Origin of the sequence: Verrucosispora sp. WMMA2121 (assembly GCF_027460185.1) — a bacterium.
GTDB classification, from domain to species: Bacteria; Actinomycetota; Actinomycetes; order Mycobacteriales; family Micromonosporaceae; genus Micromonospora; species Micromonospora palythoicola.
Map to the genome: position 1 here is coordinate 4,748,109 of NZ_JAPZBH010000006.1, position 22,274 is coordinate 4,770,382.

General features: G+C 70.1%; 14 protein-coding genes, 1 tRNA gene and 2 pseudogenes. 11 read left to right on the top strand and 6 right to left on the bottom strand.

Going from position 1 to position 22,274, the window contains the following annotated elements; translation table 11 throughout:
* Positions 1-11: 11 nt before the first annotated feature.
* Positions 12-596 (bottom strand): annotated as a pseudogene (locus O7605_RS30180) (transposase); the annotation flags it as partial.
* A 516-nt stretch (positions 597-1,112) separates the two neighbouring features.
* On the opposite strand from O7605_RS30180, the gene O7605_RS30185 reads away from it, so the two are divergent.
* The 3 genes from O7605_RS30185 (at position 1,113) to O7605_RS30195 (ending at position 3,604) form a co-directional block, all read left to right on the top strand.
* A complete protein-coding gene (locus O7605_RS30185) occupies positions 1,113-1,490 on the top strand; it encodes a hypothetical protein (protein WP_269742369.1) in 378 nt (125 codons plus the stop codon).
* A gap of 37 nt (positions 1,491-1,527) precedes the next feature.
* The gene (locus O7605_RS30190) at positions 1,528-2,847 is read left to right on the top strand and encodes an IS701 family transposase (protein WP_443083905.1); all 1,320 of its coding nucleotides are present in this window, start codon (positions 1,528-1,530) and stop codon (positions 2,845-2,847) included.
* Between the two features lie 451 nt (positions 2,848-3,298).
* Positions 3,299-3,604: a hypothetical protein gene (locus O7605_RS30195; RefSeq protein WP_269742370.1), complete on the top strand. Its 306-nt coding sequence runs from the start codon at positions 3,299-3,301 to the stop codon at positions 3,602-3,604.
* Positions 3,605-3,873: 269 nt separating this feature from the next.
* On the opposite strand, the gene O7605_RS30200 is transcribed toward O7605_RS30195, so the two are convergent.
* Complete coding sequence (locus O7605_RS30200) at positions 3,874-6,621, bottom strand: BTAD domain-containing putative transcriptional regulator (protein ID WP_269742371.1); 2,748 nt, start codon at positions 6,619-6,621, stop codon at positions 3,874-3,876.
* Positions 6,622-6,747: 126 nt separating this feature from the next.
* Between O7605_RS30200 and O7605_RS30205 the strand changes: the two genes are divergently transcribed.
* On the top strand, positions 6,748-8,721 hold the full coding sequence (locus O7605_RS30205) for a hypothetical protein (protein ID WP_269742372.1): 1,974 nt from the start codon (positions 6,748-6,750) through the stop codon (positions 8,719-8,721).
* 278 nt (positions 8,722-8,999) lie between these two features.
* Here O7605_RS30205 and O7605_RS30210 read toward each other — a convergent pair whose 3' ends face one another.
* Positions 9,000-9,566: a hypothetical protein gene (locus O7605_RS30210; protein WP_269742373.1), complete on the bottom strand. Its 567-nt coding sequence runs from the start codon at positions 9,564-9,566 to the stop codon at positions 9,000-9,002.
* A gap of 618 nt (positions 9,567-10,184) precedes the next feature.
* Here O7605_RS30210 and O7605_RS30215 point away from each other — a divergent pair.
* Entirely contained in the window at positions 10,185-11,894 is a 1,710-nt protein-coding gene (locus tag O7605_RS30215) for a recombinase family protein (protein WP_269742374.1), read from the top strand.
* On the opposite strand, the gene O7605_RS30220 is transcribed toward O7605_RS30215, so the two are convergent.
* A tRNA-Leu gene (locus O7605_RS30220) sits at positions 11,876-11,959 on the bottom strand. The genes O7605_RS30215 and O7605_RS30220 overlap by 19 nt on opposite strands.
* Positions 11,960-12,151: 192 nt before the next feature.
* Between O7605_RS30220 and O7605_RS32235 the strand changes: the two are divergent.
* Positions 12,152-12,334, top strand: a pseudogene (locus O7605_RS32235) (hypothetical protein); the annotation flags it as partial.
* A 782-nt stretch (positions 12,335-13,116) separates the two neighbouring features.
* Here O7605_RS32235 and O7605_RS30230 read toward each other — a convergent pair.
* Together O7605_RS30230 and O7605_RS30235 are read right to left on the bottom strand one after the other, a co-directional pair.
* Positions 13,117-13,254 carry a hypothetical protein gene (locus tag O7605_RS30230; protein ID WP_269742799.1) on the bottom strand — a complete coding sequence of 46 codons (138 nt, stop codon included), beginning with the start codon at positions 13,252-13,254 and terminating at the stop codon, positions 13,117-13,119.
* A 75-nt stretch (positions 13,255-13,329) separates the two neighbouring features.
* Positions 13,330-13,845 (bottom strand): hypothetical protein, encoded by a 516-nt coding sequence (locus tag O7605_RS30235; protein ID WP_269742800.1) that lies wholly within the window; start codon positions 13,843-13,845, stop codon positions 13,330-13,332.
* Here O7605_RS30235 and O7605_RS30240 point away from each other — a divergent pair.
* From O7605_RS30240 to O7605_RS30260, 5 genes are all read left to right on the top strand, one after another.
* Positions 13,838-14,788 (top strand): fibronectin type III domain-containing protein, encoded by a 951-nt coding sequence (locus O7605_RS30240; RefSeq protein ID WP_269742781.1) that lies wholly within the window; start codon positions 13,838-13,840, stop codon positions 14,786-14,788. The genes O7605_RS30235 and O7605_RS30240 overlap by 8 nt on opposite strands.
* A 208-nt stretch (positions 14,789-14,996) precedes the next feature.
* Positions 14,997-17,615 (top strand): fibronectin type III domain-containing protein, encoded by a 2,619-nt coding sequence (locus tag O7605_RS30245; protein ID WP_269742375.1) that lies wholly within the window; start codon positions 14,997-14,999, stop codon positions 17,613-17,615.
* A 25-nt stretch (positions 17,616-17,640) separates the two neighbouring features.
* Positions 17,641-18,636 carry an AAA family ATPase gene (locus tag O7605_RS30250; RefSeq protein ID WP_269742376.1) on the top strand — a complete coding sequence of 332 codons (996 nt, stop codon included), beginning with the start codon at positions 17,641-17,643 and terminating at the stop codon, positions 18,634-18,636.
* A gap of 15 nt (positions 18,637-18,651) precedes the next feature.
* A complete protein-coding gene (locus O7605_RS30255) occupies positions 18,652-19,944 on the top strand; it encodes a DUF58 domain-containing protein (protein ID WP_269742377.1) in 1,293 nt (430 codons plus the stop codon).
* On the top strand, positions 19,938-22,247 hold the full coding sequence (locus O7605_RS30260) for a transglutaminase domain-containing protein (protein ID WP_269742378.1): 2,310 nt from the start codon (positions 19,938-19,940) through the stop codon (positions 22,245-22,247). Before O7605_RS30255 ends, O7605_RS30260 begins: the two co-directional genes overlap by 7 nt.
* Positions 22,248-22,274 lie beyond the last annotated feature (27 nt).

Here is a 22,274-nt window from a genome sequence, read left to right on the forward strand (position 1 = left end):
GGCGACAGAGCCCGGATCTTCACGTGCACCGCGTCCAGGAAGATCACCGGGTAGACCGGGTCCAAGGGCCGGTTCTGCCACTCGGTCATGCCCTCGACAACCTTGTCAGTGATCGTCGAGATCGTCTGCCGTGACACGTCGGCACCGTAGACCTCGGCGAGGTGGGCCTGGATCTCCCCGGTGGTCAGGCCCTTGACGGACAGCGAGATGACCATGTCGTCCACGCCGGACAACCGACGCTGCCGCTTGCGGACGATCTGCGGCGCGAACGACCCATCCCGGTCGCGCGGCATGTCAATCTCGACCGGGCCGACATCGGTGAGCACCGTCTTGGCCCGCACACCGTTGCGGGAGTTCCCGCCGTTCTTGCCCGCCGGGTCGCCCTTGTCATAGCCCAAGTGATCGGTGATTTCGCCCTCAAGCGCTGATTCCAGGACTCGCTTCGTGAGCTGCTGCAACAGACCGCCGTCGCCGGTCAGCTGCAGACCCGCCGCACGGGCCTGCTCCACGATCTGGGCGACGAGTTCCCCGTCGAGACCCTCCGCCGGTTGTCCCGGCCCGTTCTTCGCCACCGCGGCAGTATCCACGGCGGCCATCGATCCATCAGACATCAGGTGCTGCTCCTTGATCAGGAGTTACACCGTTCGTCTTACAGTCCCACCCCTGGTAACGCCGAGGCGCTCAGCGTTACGGCAACGCCGCGATCAACCCCGCCAGGCCAACATCAGAAGCCGGCAACGGACCGTTCCGCGAAGAAACCGACAGATCCGTGAGACAAACCGTCCCGACAAATAGGTGAGACGGGCATGGAGACCCAGGTCAACAACCAGGCGCCCGACATCTCAAATGAGATCCCACATCAAGGTTGTACGTTCTCCTCCTCGCGGCGCGGCGGTCTGCCGGACAACCCGCCGGAGCCGTCCCGGCATTTCGCAAACACCCCTCAGGACCGGCAAGGAGGAGGCCAGCTTCATCCGGGGATCGGGCAGCGCGACGGGGGGTCATGCGCCTCCGAACGCCTCGTGCGACCGCCCGCTACTCTGTCCCTCGTGGATTGGGTGACTGGGTTGCGTGCACGGCCCGCGACCATGCGCCCAGCGAGATGCGCGGACATGGTTCTTCTCCGCAGCGACCCCGGGACCGGCAAGAGCGAAGCCTTCGCGCATGTCGTGGCGAAGCGTGTCGCGAGGAAGCTGACCAGGTTCTACGACAAGACCACTGGCTTATCGGTTGACGCATCCCCCGTCGACCTCAGCCGTGGCATTGTGCTGGTTAGCGATGCACTCAACCAGATGTTGGCTGGATTCTCCTGGCCTGGCTATCAATCGATAGAAATCGACTTCCGCAACGGCGCACCTCCCGTCAATCTACGCTTTCGCCTCGACGCAGACGGCCACCCGAAGCCTCGCGATCCAATCCGGCTAGTACGGCAGCCGCCGTTTGAGATGTCGCTGGTGGGGCCGGGTAGACGAGGTGCGGCCACCGCGTGATCGTCTGTCTGCTGTGGACATAACTTCAGATCTGGCGGTGGCCGCGTGCCACAGCGTAAACCCTGCCCGGTGGCGGCGGGTTCTGGCCGGGGTGTGTGATGCGTTCGCGGGTCGGTTCGGGCGGGTCGAGCCGCGGCGGGCTGCGGCGGCGTTCGTGACCGGGCTGCTGGCGGATATCGAGGTCAAGACGTGCTGGCAGTTGGCGGAGCAGGCCGGGCATGCGCGGCCGGATGCGATGCAGAGGTTGTTGTATCGGGCGGTGTGGGATGCCGACGCCGTCCGCGACGATCTGCGTGACGTGGTCGTGGCCCGGTTCGGTGACTCGGACGCGGTGCTGGTCGTTGACGAGACCGGGGATCTGAAGAAGGGCACGCATACGGTTGGGGTGCAACGCCAGTACACCGGCACCGCCGGCCGGATCGAGAACGCGCAGGTAGGGGTGTTCTGTGGCTACGCCAGCCGGCATGGGCACACACTGATCGACCGCCGGGTCTACCTGCCGGTGTCGTGGACCGATGACCGGGACAGATGCCAGGCCGCCGGAGTTCCCGACGAGGTCGTCTTCGCCACGAAGTCCGAGCTGGCCGCCGACATGATCACCGCTGCCCTCGACGCCGGCGTCCCCGCTGGGTGGGCGGCTGCGGACGAGGCCTACGGCAACAGCAGTGTCTTCCGTGCTCGCCTGCGTGAACACCACCTGGGCTACGTCCTGGCCGTGTCCCGCAGCCACCTGGTCCCTCTCGACGGCGGGAAGACTCGGGTGCGGGCTGACCGGGTCGCCGCCGGCCTGCCGGCCTCGGCGTGGCAGCGCCGCAGCGCTGGCGCCGGATCCAAGGGCCCGCGTTTCTACGACTGGGCCTGGCTCGACGACGTCTGCACCGACGCCGACCCCGACGACGGCGGCCACCACAGCCTCCTGATCCGCCGCAACACCACCACCGGTGAACTGGCCTTCTACCGCTGCTGGACACCCAGACCGGCCACCCTCGCCCAGCTCGTGAGGGTCGCCGGCATCCGCTGGACGGTCGAGGAAAGCTTCCAAGCCGCCAAGGGCCAGGTCGGCCTCGACCAACACCAAGTCCGCCGCTGGGACTCCTGGCACCGCTTCACCACCCTCGCCCTGGCCGCCCTCGCCGTCTTGGCGATCTGCGCCGCCGAAGCCGACGATGATTCCACCGACACCGGTCTGATCAAGCTGACCGTCAACGAGACCCGCCGGCTGATCAACACCCTCGTACTCCGCCCGATCCGCGACCTCGCCCACCGTCTGCGCTGGTCAGACTGGCGCCGCCGCCATCAAGCCCGAGCCCGCCAAGCCCACTACACCCGACGCCTCAACCTCGAACTCCAGCCATGATCCCGAACGGCGGCTGCCGTACTAGTTCCGTGGTGGTCGAAAGCCGAGCGCTTGCTATGTGATCCCGTAGCACTGAAGCACGTCAAGCGAAAAATCGATGAACGTCGGACTTGGCACCTACTTCCCCCGCGTGAGGTGTCATCGAATCTACGCCAAGTGCGTACCGCCCGGCACGAAACAGCCACAAAGACCGCCGATCCGGGGCCACCTTCCCGTTCCGACATCGGCCGCATTCTCGCACGTCGCGCGGAGATCATCCTTCGGCGGATTCTTGGCCGGACTTTCGCGTCGATTCCTGCCGCGAAGCCGTTGCTAGTTCCTGACGTCGACCATTCGATCGAGAGCCATCGCAGCCGTGCGCCTGGAAAAGCCCGAAAGACCCTGCGACCCCTTGTCTTTCGGGAGCTAGTGATCGCGTAGATCCGGGCTCCCTCTTCTTGTGGAGCCCGCCGTGCCAGCCTTTCCCGCCAATCTGCTTGGCGACCTGCCACCAGCCGCCCTAGTCGTCGGCTTCGCCGCCTTCCTTGCATATAAGGCGGCTTGTCGAATCATCGACAAGCCGCTAATTCTTGCCACGATCGTCGGCGTCTTCGGGAACGAGCAGCGCCGTAAGGACGCTATAAAGATTGTGGGCAAACTCTGCGGCGATGAACAGGAACCAGAGAAAGAGGACACTCCATCAATTGCTCAAACTCCGGCCACCGTCGACAATGGCAGAGGAAAACGTGATCCCACGTGTCCCACCACCGACAATTAGCCAGGTTGAAGCTCCTCGACAAGCAAGTTAGATCAGCGAATAGCTGGTAGGATCCTGCGGTCGGCGGCATGAATGGCGGCGGTCGTCGTGTTGGATCCTCAGGGTTCGTCCAGCCGTCGCATCAGCAACGCGGAGGGAAACCGCCAACGTGACCGGCACTTTTGCCGCCAGCCAGGCATATCCTGCTCGCTGCTGGAACACGTCGCACTACAGAATTTACAGAGACTCGCCGCTGCCGGGGGTGGAGGGACTCGGCGCGGCGGTGACGCTCACTTATCGCGCAGGCTGACGCGAAGTTGAGTTGCCAGCGTGATCGTGTCCTCCTGTGGTTCGGTGTCGATGTCGGCGAGGGCTTTGGTCAGGGCGCGTAGCAGGGTTCGGATGCCGTCGGTGTCGCCGAGGGCGTGGCGGGCGCGCATGGCCTTGCGGTAGGTGGCCTCGTTGTAGCGGTCCAGGCCGATGGCTTTGTCGAGGAGGTCGGATGCGGCCTGCGGATCGTGGTCGAGTAGGTCGTCGGCGAGCAGGAGGTGGGCTTCGGTGCCCCAGCGTCGGACCGCCTCGCGGTGTGGCTGCAACCACTCGTAGTCTTGGCCGTCCGCTAGCGGTGCGTTGTAGAGGTCGCATGCGGCGGTGAGTAGCTCCCGCCGACGCGGCTCGGTGGCGATGCTCGCATCGCGCATGAGGTCACGAAGCCTCCACACGTCGATGTCCACGGTCGCGGGGTCGAGCCGGTACCGCCCGGCGACCTTGATGACGTAGGCGTTCTTCGTGTCCGCGGTGCCGGCGCGGCCGAGCACGTGCCGCAGGTTCGAGGCGTTGGTGTGCACGCGTTGGTCGGCTTGGCTGATGCGAGCGTCGGGTTCGAGGTATTCGCCGATCTCCCGAGTGGCGGCACCGTCCGGGTGCACGGCGAGGTACACCGCCAGTTCCAGTGCCTTGGCTCGTAGCGGTCGGCCAGTTCGGGTGATGTTGTCGATGCGTGGCGATCCGAGTACCCGGAGCTGTGCCTTGACGGTAGTGGAGTCACTTGCTGGCGGCGCGGCGACCGATTGTATTTCGTCGGCTGTCTCAGACTGGGTCCGGCTGGTGTGGAGCGGAATGGGCGCCGGTATGGCTGGTGAGGTGATGGTGGGCGTTTCGCCGGTCTGTGCCTCACGCAGTGTGGTCAGGAATGCGACCGCGGTGGCCCCGTCGAGGACGGCGATGCGCTCGCCGAGTGGCGATGCTGTGGAGCTTTCGGGATTCCGGGCGCGACCGTCGGTGGTGACGGTGATGGTGGGGCCGGGTGGCCAGGTGCCGAGCAGCAGTGCGGTGACGGCCAGGTGGGAACCGGTGCTGAGGGCGGCCTGCACGCGGTGGAGGATGTCCGGTGCTGGTGTGGGGCTGATCAGCAGCACCGGCGGAAGCGCCTCCTCGTCCGGAGCACGATGGTGTAGGTCGTCGAGGTCGGTGAGGCTTTGCTCGTCGAGGATGCGGGTGCGGTGCAGCAGCATCGCGTCGAGGATGTTCAGGGCGTGGTCGAGGTCGTCGGCGACGTGTAGGCGTGGCCATGGTGTGAGCGCGGTCGGCTCGAGGCCGGTCAGGGTGGCGAGGGTGGCGTGGTCGATGACGACTTCGCCGCGACGGTTCGGCTCGCGGGGGCCGCCGGAGACGAGCATGGCGACCAGGGCGGCGCGAGCAGCCGCGTCCGCGCCGTCGCCGACGAGACCAACCCCGCCGGGTGGCAGCAGCGATAGGTCGGTGACGGCGCCGGCTCGTGGGGCCAGGTCTTCGGCGGCGGGTAGGTCCCGGTTGCGTACGACGTGACGGTGTACCTCGGCCACTGCCTGCGGCATCACCGGCGGGTTGTCGGTGCCGGCACTGCCGGGTTCGTGGGGGATGAAGCGGCGGCGGCGTTGCAGCCACGTGAGCGCGGCGGCGGCGCTGATCGCTGCGGCCAATGCCCACGGTAGGAAGTTGCCTCCAGGTAGCTCTAGGCCGTCTCGATCGCCGGACGGTGCGGATGTGCTCTGCTCGGAGGCCGGGCCGGGAGAATCACCGTCGCTGGATGCCTCGGCGGATGGCTTCGGTGTATCCCGTGTGGTGGGTTGGTCCGGCAGGGGGACGTCTGGTGCCGTCGGGGTAGTGGGCGATTCGACTTCGCTGGAGGCGTCCTCGTCATCCGGGAACGCTGGCGTCGGTGTGGACGGTTCGGCAGGTGCAGACGGCGGGTCGGCCGGTTGGCGGGGTCGTGGTGGGGCTGGGGTGGCGTCGGCCGGTGGTGTCGCGTCGGGGGGTAGGCGGAGTTCCCAGCCGGGGTAGATGAGGTCGCAGTCGCGTAGGGTGCCGCCGACGGTCGGGAAGTGGCGGTGTTTGTTCAGGGCGCAGATGTCGGGCCACCGGTTGGTGTCGCCGAGCCAGGCGGCGGCGATCTTCGACAGGGTGTCGTGGCGTTCGACGGTGTAGACGTAGCGGGTGTCGGCGACGCGGATGATCGCCGGACCGCGTGCGATGGCCTGCTGCGGCACGGTCTCGGCGATGCCGGTGGAGACGATGACGGGTGATCGGTCACTGCCGGTGCTGCCGGTCAGGTGGGTGGAGGTGACGGCGAGAGCGGCGGTGCCGGCCAGGCCGAACACCATTCGGTGCAGCGGGGCGGGCAGCCGGAGCATCGGGATCCGCCAGCGGGTCACGACGGCGACCAGCTCGGCGATCAGGAGGAGGGCGAAGGTTGCCCAGAGCAGCCACAGTGCCCAGACCGCCAGCCCGGTCAGCATCTCGATGGTCAGCCGTTGCTGGGTCTGCTCGATCCAGGCGGTGGCCTCGGCCCAGGTCGGGAGTCGCTGCAGCGGATTGCCGGCGACCAGCCACAACAGCGCAGGCACGCCCAGCAGGTAGACCACGGCCCCGATCGCGCTGCGGATGACTCGTCCGGCGCGGCCTCGCGGGGCGGGAGGTGGTGTTTGCCTTGGGTGGTAGACGGTGGGACGGGTGCCGTACTCGGTCAGGCGGTCGTTGGTGTGCGCGGCCTCCGGCATGACACGGCCCCTCCCCCGAACGAAATGGCCATCGACCTGTCCCGCATACACGCCCCTGCATGCCTTCGGCCATCCCACCGAGAAGGATTCTCACCATCCGCACACAAAGGATCACCATCGGCGAATGTGGTTGACGTTCTCCCGACCCTGCACGCGACACTGCCGGGCATGTCCAGCGGGGGGCCACGGCTGTCGATCGATCTCACCTCACCAGCCGTCGCGGCGACCGTCGACCGGTCAGGCACCCGGATCCCGGTCCTCATCGGCGGACAACTCGTTCTGCCACCCGGCGTCGCCGTCGCCCCCGGCGGGCGCCTCTACTTCGGTGTCGATGCCACCGCCGGCCAGACACTGCCCGCCGACCATCATTTCGTGCCCGACCCGGTCAACCAGCTACGCGCCGCACCGGACCCGACCGACGTGGACCCGGTCGACGTCGTCGGAGGGCTGCTGCGGCACGTCGCCGAGAACGCCCGGCACCAGATCGGTCAGGCGGTCACCAGTCTGACCCTGACGATTCCCGCCGGGTGGGGACCACGACGCCGGGACCTGCTCACCACCGCCGCGACCCGCGCCGACCTACCGCCACCGACGCTGGTCACCGCCCCGGCCGCGCTCGCCACCTACGCCACCACCACCCTCGGGCTCACCGCACCCGCCGGCACGTGTCTGCTCGTCTGCCACGCCGACCAGCACCCGCCCACCCTCACCGTCCTGCAAACACACACCAACGGCTACCACGAACTCGCGATCCACGTGATCGACACACCACACGACCTGGACCAGGCCCTCACCCACCACGTCATCACCACTGCCACCACCCACGACGATCCGCTGCGGCACCGCATCGCCCAACCCGACGCCGACCGGGACGTGACAGCGGTACGCGAAGCGGTCCGGCAGGCCCGACACGCCCTCACCACCCAGGACCGCGCACCGGTGCTGCTACCCGCACCACGCCCACCGACAGTCATCACCCGCACCGACGTCACCACCGCCACACAGCCACTGCTTCAGCAGATCCCCACCGCCGTCGACGCCATCCTCGACGCCGCCGACATCACCCGCGACCACCTCGTCGCCGTCATCGCGCGCCAAACCGGACCCGTCCCCGACCTGGTCGAGACCCTCACCACCGCCGCCGGCGCCACCGCCAGGGCGGTCGGGCATCCTCACGCACTCGCCGACGGCGCCCTGACCCTCACCACCACCACGCACCACCGCACCGCCACAGCCGCCGACACCCCACTGCCCCGCGTCCGTCTACGCATCAGCGACCTCATCGCCACGCTCCTGCTCGGCGGATCATCCCTCGCGATGCTCCTACAAGCCGCCTACGGCGCCGACATCCGCGCCATCGACGGCCGCGTCGTCTTCGTCAACACCTCCCTGTCCGAACTCGGCGCCGCCAGCGCCTTCGCCGTCCTCACCGCCTACGCCGTCGCCTACCTCGCCCCCACCACCTGGCTCGCCGGACCACCCACCACCAACAGCGAACCCACCGCGGGACGCCTCATCCGCCACGCCTACCTCGCCGCCGCCGCCAGCGGCCCCGTCGCCGGCATCCTCTACGGTCTCGCCGTCGGCACCATCACCGAGTTCACCTACCGGCCCTTCCTCACCTGGACCCTCGGCTGGACCCTCCCCCTCGCCGCCTGCGCCGCCGTCATCGCACTCGCCGCGCCCCACATCCCCGCCGACGACCTACCCGCATGGCTCACCCGCGCCAAACCCGCCACCCTCCACGCCACGATCGGCGCCACCGGCATCCTCCTCATGATCACTTCGATGGCGCAGATGCCCATCAACAGCCCAGGCGTCGGCCTCGTCGGCATCACCGGGGCCGCCCTCATCGGCGTCGCCACCGGCCTCACCATCACCCGCATCCGCGCCGTGCGCGTCATCATCGCCACCGGCCTAGCCATCGGCTACGCCCTCGTCCACACCTGGCCCAACCACAACGCCCTCATCATCGGCTACCTCCTCGCCCTCACCTGGTGGGCCATCCACCTCACCGCCCACACCCTCCGACTGGCCTTCTCCTTCCGGGCGAAAGCAACCCTCCAGCGCCTGTCCGGGGATAGAAACCAGACGTCGTAACAAGAGAGACAGTGAGATCGACACAGGTTGGAGGAGCCGAGGCTGCGCGGCGCCCGACCCGCTGACCATCCCCGCAGCCTGCGGCCGGACCGGTGCAGGTCAAGCGCCCGAGCCTCCAACAGCGGCGTCGTCATGGTCGTCGGGCAGCAAATCGCCCTCGCTTCGCAGATGTCCACTACGAACAATCATGGTGCCCTGACCTGTACTCGCAGGTCCTCTGAGCTTCGAGAACAGTCCACGACCGACCACGGTCGTCCCCGCCTGTGTCACCCAGTCAGTCACTCATCGGTGATCGCTGTAGCGCGTGCCCGGAGATCAGCGTCGGATGGCCTCCCCAGCCCTTCTGACGGTGTGGTCTTGGGCACCCGACGCCAAGGACGAGGAAGGGCGAGGGCGACCTTGGCTTCGTTCAAGAACTTCTGGCGCAACGTCCAGAGATTCTGCCGCATCTGTAGATCTCGCTCCAAGGCATCGCGTAGCGGACTGTCGAGAAGTGCCAGGTAGCGCTTTGTCTCGATGCGCAAGTGCTGAGCCGCATCTACGACCCGCGGTGCTGCCAGTAACCTCAGACGGCTCTGCATCGTCCGCATCCTGCGTTCTGCTGCCTTCGCTTGCGCTCGGTGGCAAGCGTCATCAACCGGTGGCCAAACTTCAGGCTTCCCTTCCCGAATGGCGTGCTTGACCGCGTCCTTGCTCTCGAAACTGGCATCAACGAAGTCCACGAGCACTTCAACCAGGGTTTCCCGGGCCCACTTGGCATGCTCCCGACGGCCGGACACGACAAGGTTCACACCGGCAAGCACAGCGGCGAGAGAAGCGGCGACCGCGGAGATGATGGCAGGCATCGTTCCCATCCCACCATCGTGATGCTGTAGCGCAATTGTCAGCAAATATCGCACCAACGACCATCGTGGTGCAAACCTGGCACGAGGGCCTACGTAACGGGACGAGGCCGTAGTGGCGATGCGGCGCATGCGCTCCGGGCAGGCCCCGCCTGCCCGCAATGCCGGCCCGAGGGGGCGCAGATGCTCCGGGGTCAAGGGCGGCCCCAGGGCGATCACGTAGCGACGCGAAGCGCCCTTGAGGTCGAAGGGGCGGCCCCGCATCCTCCGCACCGCATCCCACCACGGCCCGCAGTGACTCGCCCATCGAGCAATGCTCGATGGACTCTTTTGTACCCGCTTCGAAAGCGAATGGAGGTCGCCATAACCAATTCATCCGGTGCGAGAGCGCCGCCGGTTCCATTTGGGGAACATCCTGAATAGCGAATCAGAACGACATGGATCAGCCAACGACAACTACAATGTAGGCGGGCCACAACACCATTCGTCCGACCCGTTGGTAATGCTGCCCAATGCGCCACCCACATTCGACGCACCCGCCACTAAGGCGCTGCTTCGGCTACTACTGAAGGTCCGCGACCGACGCAGCGAGCTAAAGACGCCTAACACGATGGAGCCTTTGTGAACGCGCATCAACTCATCGGACGCTCACGCTACTCGCATTGCTTCGCATTCTACGGGCGAGTCTCCACGGAAGACAATCAGGACCCAGAGTCTTCCTACAACTGGCAGTTCCTGCTCGCCGAGAATCTCGTCAAGCCCGTCGGCGGAGAGGTAGTCACCAGCTTCTTCGATGTTGGCGACAGCCGCTCGATTCCCTGGCCTCGTCGTCCGGAAGCGAGTCGGCTCCTGGCTGCTCTCAGAGACCCGAACCGAGGCTTCGACAACGTGGTGATTGGGGAACCCCATCGCGCCTTCTACGGCAACCAGTACAGCCTGACTGTTCCGGTCTTCGCCCACTTCGGCGTCAGGCTGTGGGTGCCAGAGGTCGGCGGACCTATCGATCCGGACAACGAGGCCCATGACCTGGTGATGTCGGTCTTCGGCGGCATGAGTAAGGGCGAGCGGACCCGCGTGAAGGTGCGGGTCCGCAGCGCCATGGCCACCCAGGCACTCATGCAGGGCCGCTACCTCGGCGGACGACCACCGTACGGCTACACGCTCAAGGATCTTGGTCCGCATCCGAATCCGCAGAAGGCGGCCGATGGCAAACGTCTGCACGGCCTTACGCCAGACCTACAGACCGCCCCCGTCGTGCAACGCATCTTCCGCGACTTCCTCAACGGTAACGGGATCTTCGCCATCGCAGAGGCCCTGACCAGCGAGGGAATCCTCTCTCCCTCGGCCTACGACCAGGAGCGCAATCCTCACCGTGACGGTCGTGCCTGGGCGAAGAGCGCCGTCCGCGTGATCCTCACGAACCCCCGCTACACCGGCAGGCAGGTCTGGAACAAGCAGCGCACCGACGAGGTGCTCGTAGACGTCGATGATGTGGCACTGGGGCACATGCCGGTCATGCGTTGGAACCCGCGAGACAAGTGGATCACCTCACAGGAGGTCGTCCACGAACCTCTCGTCAGTGACGAGGTTTTCAACGCCGCTCGCGAACTACTCGGGTCGCGAGCGCACAAGCCCGCCACCCACAAGCCACACCGCACACGGCATCCGTATGTCTTGAAGAGCCTCATCTACTGCTCGGTGTGCCAGCGCCGCATGCAGGGCCAGCACTCCCACGGCGTCGCCTACTACCGGTGCCGCTACCCCTCCGACTACGCCCTGGCCAACCGTGTCGATCACCCCAAGAACGTGATCATGCGCGAAGACCGGGTAATCGGCCCGATCGACCACTGGATCGCCTCCGCTTTCGACCCCTCACAACGCGATCAGACGATCGAGCTGCTGGCTCGCCAACTCGGCGCAGAGGTCCGGCCGGCGATTCCACGGCAACCGGCCGCTGGCGACATCACCGCGGAGTTCGACAAGAAGATCGCCCGCTACAGACAGGCTCTCGACGAGGGAGCCAGCCCGGCGGTCGTGGCGGGCTGGATCGCCGAAGCTGAACAGCAGCGCGACAAGGCGCTGGCAAGCCGCCCCGCTGCACGCGAGTCCGACGCCATCGACTCGATGACCGCCGAGGACATCGCCTCGCTGATCGCCAACCTGGGCAACATCGCTGCGACGCTGAAGGAGGCAGACCCCGAAGACAAGCTCGACCTGTACCGAAGCCTACGGCTGAGGCTGACATACTCCGCAGAAACACAAACGGTGCACACCGAGATTGATCTCGGCGAACACCGTTGGGATTTGGATCGTGTCCGAGGGGGGACTTGAACCCCCACGCCCTATACGGGCACTAGCACCTCAAGCTAGCGCGTCTGCCATTCCGCCACCCGGACCTACCTGTCCAGCCTACCGTGTCGGCCCCGGTGATCCCATCACCCGAAGGCCGCCCGGTGGGCTGCACGGGGAGTTACTGTACACGCCCCAGATGGATCATGCACATCGGCATCGGGTGCGTCTGGCCGTCGCGGCACGGGGTTCGCGGCAGGCCCTCGCCGGGTAGCGTCGAGGTGCCCGTACCCGGCAGCATGGGCCCCGTGCCCCATGCTTCTCCCCTGGCCGTCGCTCAGCAACGGGCCCTCGCGCTGCGTGCTGCGGGTAATCTCGCCGCCGCCCGTGACCTGCTGATCGAGGCGGTCGAGTCGACTCGGCCGCCGTTCAGCAAGGATCATCCGGACATGCTCAGCACCGCTCACCTGCTGGCCAGGCTGCATCGGGAGGCGGACGACCCGAGCGCGGCCCGGCGGGTGCTGGAGGAGGCGTTCGCCGCCGGGGAGCGTCGCTGGCCGCATGCCGATCCCCTGATGCTGGCGTTGGCCTTCGAGCTGGGGTCCGTCGCGGACGAGTTGGGCAACCGCCACGAGGCGCGCCGGAACTACACCCGGGTGGCCGCCGCCGGCCCCGCCGTGCTCGGTGCCGACCATCCTGCAGTACGCATGTCACGGGAGTACCTCGGCGACGCCGCTCCCGCCCCGCAGCCCGTGGTCCTTCCTGCCTCCGATCCTGGCCCGGCTGGCCGGTCGGCTCGGGGGGCTCTGGATGAACCTACGGTGTCCCTGGCCGCGCTCTCCACGCTGTGGAAGCCGCACGACGCCTCGACTGCGGCGCCGCCCTCAGCGTCGGGATCCACGCCGGCCATCGATCATCCTGTTTCCGGCGGCCCGGGAACGGCGGGCGTCTTTCACCCACCCGGCTCACCCCAGGGTCCCGGCGTACCGCCGCCGGTCATTCCGGCGGCACCACGGACGTCTGCCGAGCCGAACCCGCCACAGATCCCGCCACCGCCCACCGTGCCACCGGCAGCGGCGCCGCAGATACCGCCACCAGCCGCCGTACCACCGGCAGCGGTGCCGCAGATCCCACGTCAGATTCCCGCATCCGCCGCGTCGCCTGCCCCTCGGATACCGCCGCCGTCCGCCGGACCGCAGGTTCCGCCTCCACCCGCGGTGCCTCCGCCACCAGTGGTGCCGCGGTCGCGGACCGCCTCTCAAGATCAGTCAGTCCGCCCGGCCGACCAGGCCCGATCGGCTGCGGTGCCACCCGCGCCGATGGTGCCGCCGGTCTCGCCTGCCGCCGTGGCCGAGCCCGTCGGCACGGTGCCGGCTCCGTCGTCGCCCGCGGCGTCGCTCACGACGCCGGTCACACCGTCGAGCGGCGCGGCTCGTCAGCGGGTCGAGGACGAGGAACAGACGGGCGTACCGCGTCCCTATCCAGCCGCCGACGGGTCGACGTCGGCGCGGAGCGGGGCCGCCTCGACCGGGCATCCCGAGTGGGCCCGGCCCACGATCCGCGTCCAGCAGATCGGGCCGCTGTTGGACGAGGAAACGGCGCGGGCCGGTGGTCCGCCCGTACCGCCGGAACCGGCAGTTGGTGTGCCCTCACCGGTGAGCGCGGCCCCGGCCTGGTCATCGGCGGTGACCGGACCGTCGGCCGAGGAGCAGCCGGTCAGTGCTCCTCCCGCCTCGGCCTGGTCGGTCAGCGCGCCACCGGCGCCTGGGCAGCCCGCCGAGGCACCTCGGAGCCAGGCCCAACCGCTCACTGCACCGCCCGTCAGCACACCACCCGTCAGCGCACCACCGAGCTGGGCACCGCCCGTCAGCGGACCACCGACGAGCGGACCACCCGTCAGCGGACCACCCGGCTGGGCGCCACCCGTCAGCGGACCACCGACGAGCGGACCACCCGTCAGCGGACCACCCGGCTGGGCGCCACCGGTGAGCACACCGCCGGGTCCGTCCGTGCCCGCGCACGGCGCCGCACTGGTCAGCCCGACGGCCGGCCCGCACGAGATGACCGCACCACTGCCGCAGCCCGGCCCGACCAGCGGACCGCCGCGTCACGCGGCGACCAGCGGAGCGGCCGGCTACATGTCGTCTACCAGCGGACCATCCGGCCATGCACCGCCGACCAGCGGAGCAGCCACCGACGGACCGGCTGACCACCCACCGACCAGCGGAGCACCCGTCAGCGGGCCGGTCGGCCACCCGCCGACAAGCGGAGTTCCCCACCCCGCACCCGTGCCGTACCAGCCGGTCAGCGGTGCGTCGTACGGCCAGGTTGGCGGACCCGGCCCGTACGGGACGGGTGCCCAGCCGCACGGCCCAGCGGCCTATCCGCAGCCCGGCGGTCACGGTGCGCCGCCGCCCTATCCGGGGCCGGCCGCGTCGCCGGCCTGGAGTCGGTCCGGTTCGCAGCTTCCGGGGGTCGCCGCGCCGTACCAGGGACCGTTGGCGATGCCGGGCGGGGAGCCGACGGCGGGCCGCAACCGGGTGGCGATCGTGGTGGCGGTGGTGGCGGTCCTGGTGGCCCTGGCCGCCGTGATCGGGGTGGGTCTGCTGGTCCTGGACCGGCGGGCCGCACCGCCGACGGAACCGACGACGCCGTCGCTCGGTGCGGTGGGCCCGCCGCCGGGAAACCTGACGATGCGCGACGACACCACGACGATCACGTTGACCTGGACGGATCCGTCGGACGGGCTGGTGCCGTTCATGGTGGCCGGCGGGCGGACCGGGCAGTCGCTGGGCATGATGGCCACGGTGGACCCGGGCCGGACCAGCTACACGGTCAACGGGTTGAGCACCCTGGTGAACTACTGTTTCGCGGTGCTCGCCGTCTACGACACCGACCAGTTCGCCACCTCCGACCAGGTGTGCACGTCACGGTAGACCGCGCCGACCGGCTGACCGGCGGACGACCGGTCCCGATCGGACGATCCTGGCGGGACACGCCGACGACACGCCACGCTGGGTGTCCACAGGCGGACGGTGCGGGTTCCCGGCGTCCGTAGCGTGACCATATGATGGCTCCCGGCTCAGGGGAGGGGTCGCCGGACGGGGGCGCCACCTGCCGAGACGACACGGGAGGCTGCCGGCTGTGGCGAGCATCGACGAGGCCGTTGCGACCGGGACCCCACGATCCCGGTCCCGGGTACGCGGTGGTCTGGTCACCGTGGGTACGGTGCTGGCGTTGCTGGCGGCGATGGGGCTGACCGTGCTCGGTCTGGGTTCGGCGGACAACGCGGTGGCCAACTACGACGCGAGTTCGTGGTTGTGGAGCGCCGCGCGCAGCGAGTTGGCGCGGGTCAACGGGGTCACCGCGCGGGTGGACACCCGGATGGAGGTGCCGGCGGCGCGGCGGCATCCGATGCAGGTGACGCAGACGGACCGGCTGCTGGTGCTGCGGGATCTGAACACCGGTCAGATCAGCGCGCTGGACCTGGCGACGTTGCAGATCACCGCGACCACGCCGACCACTCCCGGGCTCGGGGTCAGTGTGGCGTTGCACGAGGACGCGGCGTTCGTGGTGGACGCGGTCCAGGGTGTGGTGCGGCAGTTGGATCCGCGTTCGCTGGCCCCGGTGGGCGAGCCGGTCCGCTATCCACCGGGGATCACCGGTGGCGCGTTCGACGGCGAGGGTCGCCTGTGGGTGGCGGTGCCGGCCGAGGGCACGGTCTCGGCGATCACCCCGGTGATCCTGCCGTCGGAGGCGGCGGACTCGCCGGTGGGTTCGCCGCGGGTGCAGACGTACGACGTGGCGGAGGCGAGCCACGAACTGGTGGTCTCCACGTTGGATGACGGAGTGGCGGTGCTGGACCGCACGGCCGGGGCGTTGGTGACGGTCGTGGCCGGTACGACCCGACGCACGGCGTTGGCGTCGACGTTGACCGGTCCCGGCATCCTGCCGGTGCGGACCAGCGGGCCGGTGGTGCCGGTGACGGTGCCGGGGCAGCGGCAGGTGCACGCGATCGGCGACGGTGGCGAGGTGCGGTCGTTCACGGTGCCGGGCGATGGTGACCGGCTCGGTCCGGCGGTGGCCTGGGCCGGGCGGTTCTACTGCGCGGACGAGGCGGCGGGCACGGTGTACGCGTTCGACGCGACGGGCCAGCTCACCGACACGATCCGGGGCCGCTGGGGTGGCCCGCTGGAGTTGGAGGTCCGGGAGAACTACCTGTTCATCAACGCGCCGGACGCGGCTACCGCGCGGGTGGTGAACGATTCGCACCAGGTACGGGAGGTCGACAAGTACGCCAACGACGTGCTCGGTGGTGATCCGCCGCCGGAGCCTCCGCCGCCGCCTCCGCCGCCGAAGAAGCCGCAGGTGAGCAAGCCGGGTGCGCCGCGCAACGTGAGCGCGGCGGCCGGTGACGCGCGGGCCAGGGTGAGTTGGCGGCCGGCGGCGAGCAACGGTGCCGAGATCATCCGGTACGTGGTGGAGGGTGCCGGGCAGCGGCTGGAGGTCGGCGCGAACCAGCGGTCGGTGGAGGTCACCGAGCTGACCAACGGTGAGACGTACCGGTTCTCGGTGCACGCGGTGAACGCGAAGGGCGCGGGTCCGACCCGGACCAGCAACCCGGTGACGCCGACCGCGGAGGTGCCGGACGCGCCGACCGAGGTGACCGCCGAGGCGCGGGCGGACGGCACGGTGGTGGTGAGCTGGCCGGAGGCGAACGGGCAGGGCAACACGATCGCCCGGTACGCGGTGTCGGCGACCTCGGCGGGCGCGAACGCACCGGTGGGTGAGGCGACCGGCACGGAGCTGGTGGTGAAGGCCGGTGAGCTGGAGTACGGCACGCAGTACGCGTTCACGGTCGTCTCGGTCAACGACAAGGGGGCCGCGTCGCAGGCGTCGCCGGTGAGCAACACGGTGGTGCCGTTCACGGTTCCCGGGGAGCCGCTGGAGTTGCGGGCGGGCACGGTGGCCGACCAGCCGGGGACGGTGGCGGTGCAGTGGTCACCGGCGGTGGCCAACGGTCGGCCGGTGACCGGTTACGTGGTCGAGGTGGGCGGCGAGCGCAGCGAGGTCACCGACACCCGGGCGACCGTGGGTGGGCTCGGTGACGGTCAGAACGTCACGGTGCGGGTCCGGGCGGTCAACGAGGCCGGCGAGGGTGCGCAGGCGACGACGACGGCGCGTACGGTGGCCGCGCCCCGGGTGACGGTGACCGGTTCGTCGGCGACCGCGACGGCGGCGACGGTGACGTTCACCGTGGACGCCGGTGGCGGTGAGGCCAGTTGTACGCTGTCCCGGTCGGGTCAGCCGGCGAAGACTGGCCCGTGTTCGAGCATCACGATGAGCGGGTTGGCCCCCGGCACCAGCTACACCTTCACGGTGACGGCGACCAACGCCGCCGGCCGCGGCACCGCCACGAAAGCGCAGCAGACCGACGCCCTGTTCGGCGTCGCGACCTGCAACAACGGCGACTCGGGCGCGGAGGCCACCTACTGCGACCGGGACCGTGACGGCCGCAACGGCAACGAGATCTTCTCGGTCACCCGGCAGGACAACGACCGCCAGGTCGGCTGGGCGAAGCCCGGCACCCGGTTGAAGGCGTACTGCAAGCAGCGGGGCGAAGAGGTGTACGCGTACATCTACAACAACGAGAAGCGCAGCACCTGGTGGGTGCAGGTCGACTACAGCGGACGCAACTACATCCCCTGGGCCTGGCTCAACCTGGAGGGCGGGGACGACATCGGCGTCCTGCCCACCTGCTGATCCACCCCAGGCGAGGAGCACCACCGTGAACAGCCAGGAACCGCTCACCCAGCAGGAGGTGCAGGGCTTCGCCGCCCTGGCCGCCCGGCTGGCCGAGAACGTGAACACGGTGGTGCTCGGCAAACCGCAGGTGGTGCGGCTGGCGTTCACCGCGTTGTTCGCCCAGGGGCACGTGCTGCTTGAGGACGTGCCCGGGGTGGGCAAGACGACGCTGGCCCGGGCGATCGCGGCGACGGTGCAGGGACAGTGGCGGCGGATCCAGTTCACGCCGGACCTGCTGCCCTCCGACGTGTCCGGGGTGACCATCTTCAACCAGGCCACCCGGGGCTTCGAGTTCCACCCCGGCCCGGTCTTCGCCAACATCGTCATCGCCGACGAGATCAACCGGGCGTCGCCGAAGACGCAGTCGGCGCTGCTGGAGGTGATGGAGGAGCGGACGGTGACCGTCGACGGGGTGCGGCATCCGGTGCCGCAGCCGTTCCTGGTGGTGGCCACCCAGAACCCGGTGGAGATGGACGGCACGTACCGGCTGCCCGAGGCGCAGCTGGACCGGTTCCTGGTGAAGTTGTCGGTGGGGTATCCGGACGAGTCGGTGGAGGTGGAGGTGCTGCGCGGGGCGACGGTCCGCTCCCCCGAGGCGCTCGCGGCGGTGACCGACACCGCCACCGTCGGCGAGATGGTCCGGATGGCCCGGCGGGTGCACATCGCCGAGCCGCTGTACGCGTACGCGGTGCGGCTGGCGGCGGCCACCCGCACCCATCCGCAGGTCCGGGTGGGGGTCAGTCCACGTGGGGTGATCGCGTTGACCCGGGCGGCGTGCGCGTACGCGTTGATCGACGGGCGGGGCTGGATCATGCCGGAGGACCTGAAGACGCTCACCGAGCCGGTCTTCGCGCACCGGCTGCTGCTCACGCCCGACGCCCAGGTGCGCGGGGTGACCGCCGCGGACGTGCTGCGGCAGGCGGTCGCCTCGGTGCCGGTGCCGCTGCCGTCGGGCCAGCCGGCCCCGGCGCACCCCTGACCGGCGAGGTCTGGCGTGGGGATCACCGCCCGGGGCATCGGTCTGCTCGTGGCGGCCGTGCTGCTGCTGGGGGCGGGTTTCCGGTTCGGGTACCCGGAGTTGACGTTGCTCGGCGCGGCGGCCGGCACCGCACTGGTGGTCGCTGTGGTCGCGGCGGCCCGGCGGCCCCGGCTGCTGGTGTCCCGACGGGCCGACCCGGACCGGGTGGCCCGGGGCGAGCCGGCGGCGATGACGTTGACCGTCCGGAATGCGGGGCGGGTGCCGGCGGCGAGCATGCTGGCCACCGACCGCTGCGGTGACCGGGTGGTGCCGGTGCCGGTGCTGCGGTTGCGGCCCGGCGCGGACACCACGGTCAGCTACCCGGTGCCGACGAGCCGGCGTGGGGTGGTGCCGGTCGGGCCGCTGCGGGTGGTTCGCCGCGACCCGCTCGGCCTGATGGTGCTGGCCCGTTCCTACGGTGACGTCGTGCCGGTGTGGGTGCACCCGCGTGTCCATCCGCTGCGGGCGGTGCCCACCGGCGCGGGCCGCAGTCTCGACGGGCGGGTCGACGCGGTGCCGCACGGTTCGATCACCTTCGACTCGCTGCGGGAGTACGTCGTCGGTGACGAGTTGCGTCGGGTGCACTGGCGCACCAGCGCCCGGGTGGGTGAGCTGATGGTGCGGGAGAACGTGGACACCAGCCTGCCCCGGATCGTGGTGCTGCTCGACAACCGATCGTCCGCGCATCCGGATCGGGTCGGCGGGGTGGCGGAGTCGTTCGAGTCGGCCTGTGAGGCGGCGGCGTCGGTGGTCACCGCGGCGGTCCGCGAGGACCTGCCGGTGGTGCTGCTGTTCGTCGCCGCCGAGGACACGTCCGCCGGATCGATAGGGACCGGTCCGGGCCGGACGGCGACGGGCGGTGGTGAGGCGGACGGCACCGGGCGGGACGGCGCGGCCCCGGGCGGCGGAAACGGCTGGGGCGGGAGCGCGGCGGGTGGCGGTGCCGGCGGCGACGGGTCGGGGACCGGTCCGAGTGGACCGTTGGACCGGTTGGCGGCGGTGACGCTTACCGGCGAGGGCACGCTGGAGGCTGCGGTGGCGCGGCTGCGCCGCGACCGGCTCGGCGACACGCTTGTCGTCCTCACCGGACCGGGAGCGAGCGACGATCTGGGACACGTCGGGGCGCTGCGCGGCGCGTACCCGTCGGTGGTGGTCGGGATCTTCGGGGCGGCGGAGCCGACGCCGCCGGGCGCGGCCGGGCTGGTCGTCGTCGACGCGGCCGACGGGGCGGCCTTCGCCGCCGAGTGGGACGGGGTACGCCGGTGGTGAGGCTGCTGCGGGCGGTGGCGGTGCCGGCGACGCTCGTCGTGCTGGTCACGCTGGCCGGGGTGGTGCTCGGTCGGGTGTACGCGGGGTCGCTGCTGACGATGCTGGTGGCCGGCGCGGCGGTCGGGTCGGTGCTGGTCAGCGTCGTGACCCGGCGGCTGCCGTCCTGGCTGGTCGCGCCGGTGTCGGTGCTGGCCATGCTCGGGTGGACGGCGGTGTCCCTGCGGGTGGCCGCCACCGACGCGCAGCTGCCGGGCGGGTTCGTCGAGGTGGCCGGCGACGCCGCCGGCAACGCGATTCCCCGGCTGCTGACCGCGATGATCCCGGTGCAGGCCACGCCGGACACGGTCCTGCTGCCGGTCGTCGCCGCCTGGCTGGCCGGGCTGGCCGGCGCGGAGGTGGCGCTGCGGGCCGGGCGGGTGCTGCTGGGCTACCTGCCGCCGGTGCTGCTGCACGCCGGTGCGGTGTACGTGGTCGGACCCAACGCGGAGCCGGCGATCGGTGCGACGGTGGCGGTGGTGGTGACGGCGGCGCTCGGGTTGGCCGTGTCGTCCCGGCCCCCGGACGGCGACCCGGTCGACGGGCTTTCCCCGGCGGGCCGGTCCGGGCTACGGGCCCGGCTGGCGGTGGCCTCGGCCGCCGGTACGGCGGTGGTGGTGGCGCTTGCCGCGCTGCTCGGCCCGGCGGTGGCCGCCCTGGTGGAGACCCGACCGGTGGATCCCCGGCGCTACGTGCAGCCGCCGCAGGTGGAGACGCTCGACGAGAACCCGCTGATCCGGATCTCCGGCTGGGCGTTGAATCCGGAGCAGGAACTGTTCCAGGTGGCGACCGACCTACCCGGCGACGCTGGCCCGGCGGACCCGGCCGAGGGTGCCGCGTCGACCGGTGCCGGCGTGCGGATCCGGCTGGCGGTGCTCAGCGACTACGACGGGGTCACCTGGCGGGTGGGTGCGACCTACCGCAACGCCGGCCGGGTCCTGCCCGCCACCGAACCGGCGCCCCACGCCACGGTCGAGACCGTCCGGCAGGAGATCACCATGGGTGACCTCAGTGGCCGGTTGCTGCCCGCGGTGCCCACCCCACGCGAGGTCAGCGGTGCCCGGGTCGCCTACGACCCGGGCACCGGCACGCTGATCCGCCCCGAGGGTCTCACCCCCGGCCTGCGCTACACGGTCACCTCGGCCCGGGAGCGCCCGGACAGCAACCTGCTGGCCACCGCGAACACCCCGGCCGGCGACGCGGTGGCCCGGGTGCTGCACGTTCCCGACGGGGCACCGGAGCAGCTGCGCCGGCTGGCCACCCAGCTGGCTGAGGAGAACGGCGCGCCGTACGCGCGGGCGGCGGCGATCGAGCAGTGGCTGGCCGAGCACTACCGGCTGGTCGCCGACGCGCCGAGCGGCCACGCCTACCCGAATCTGGCGTTCTTCCTGTTCGGGCCGCGTAACGGTGGCGGGCAGCGCGGCACGTCCGAACAGTTCGCGGCGTCGTTCGCGGTGCTGGGTCGGCTGGCCGGGCTACCGACCCGGGTGGCGGTCGGCTTCGCTGCCCCCTCGTCGGGTCCGGTGCGGGCCGCCGACGCGTACGCCTGGCCGGAGGTGCTGTTCGACGGTCTCGGCTGGGTGGCGTTCGACCCGCTGCCCCGACCGGACGAGGAACCCCGGCCGGTGGAGGAGGACTTCCGCCCGCAGCCGGAGGACCCGCCACCGTCGGAGCAGCCGGAGCCCACCCTGGAGCCGACCGCCTCGCCACCGGCGCAGGCCGCGCCCGGCGGACCCGCCGACGGTGGCGGCGTACCGACGCCGGTGCTTGTCGGTGGCACCGGCGGTGGCCTGCTGCTCGTCGTGGTGGCGTTGCTGGTCACCCTCGCTGGGCTGCGCCGGGCACAGACCCGGGCCCGGCTGCACCGGGGTGACCCCGGCCACCGCATCGCCGGTGCCTGGCGGGAACTGACCGACGCGTTGCGGCTGGCCGGCCAACCGGTCGCCGCGGACCTGTCCGCCACCGAGGTCGCCGCCGTGGCTGGACGAACCCTGGCCGAGGCCACCCGTCGCGACGTCGTCACCGCCGAAGCCACTTCCACCGCCGACGAGGACCGTCCGGTGTCGACGGCGGCGCAGCTCGCCGTCGATGACCTCGCCACGCTGATCAACCAGGTTGGCTTCGCGCCCGGCACGGCTACCGCCGAACAGGCCGAGGTCGCCGCCGAGGCCGCCACCACCTACAGCGCGACGCTGCGCGCCGCCCACCCCCTCTGGCGTCGCCTGCTCTGGTCGGTCCACCCAGGCCCCCTCCGCTGGCCCCGCTAACCCCAATGCCGCTCAGTTAGGGAGACG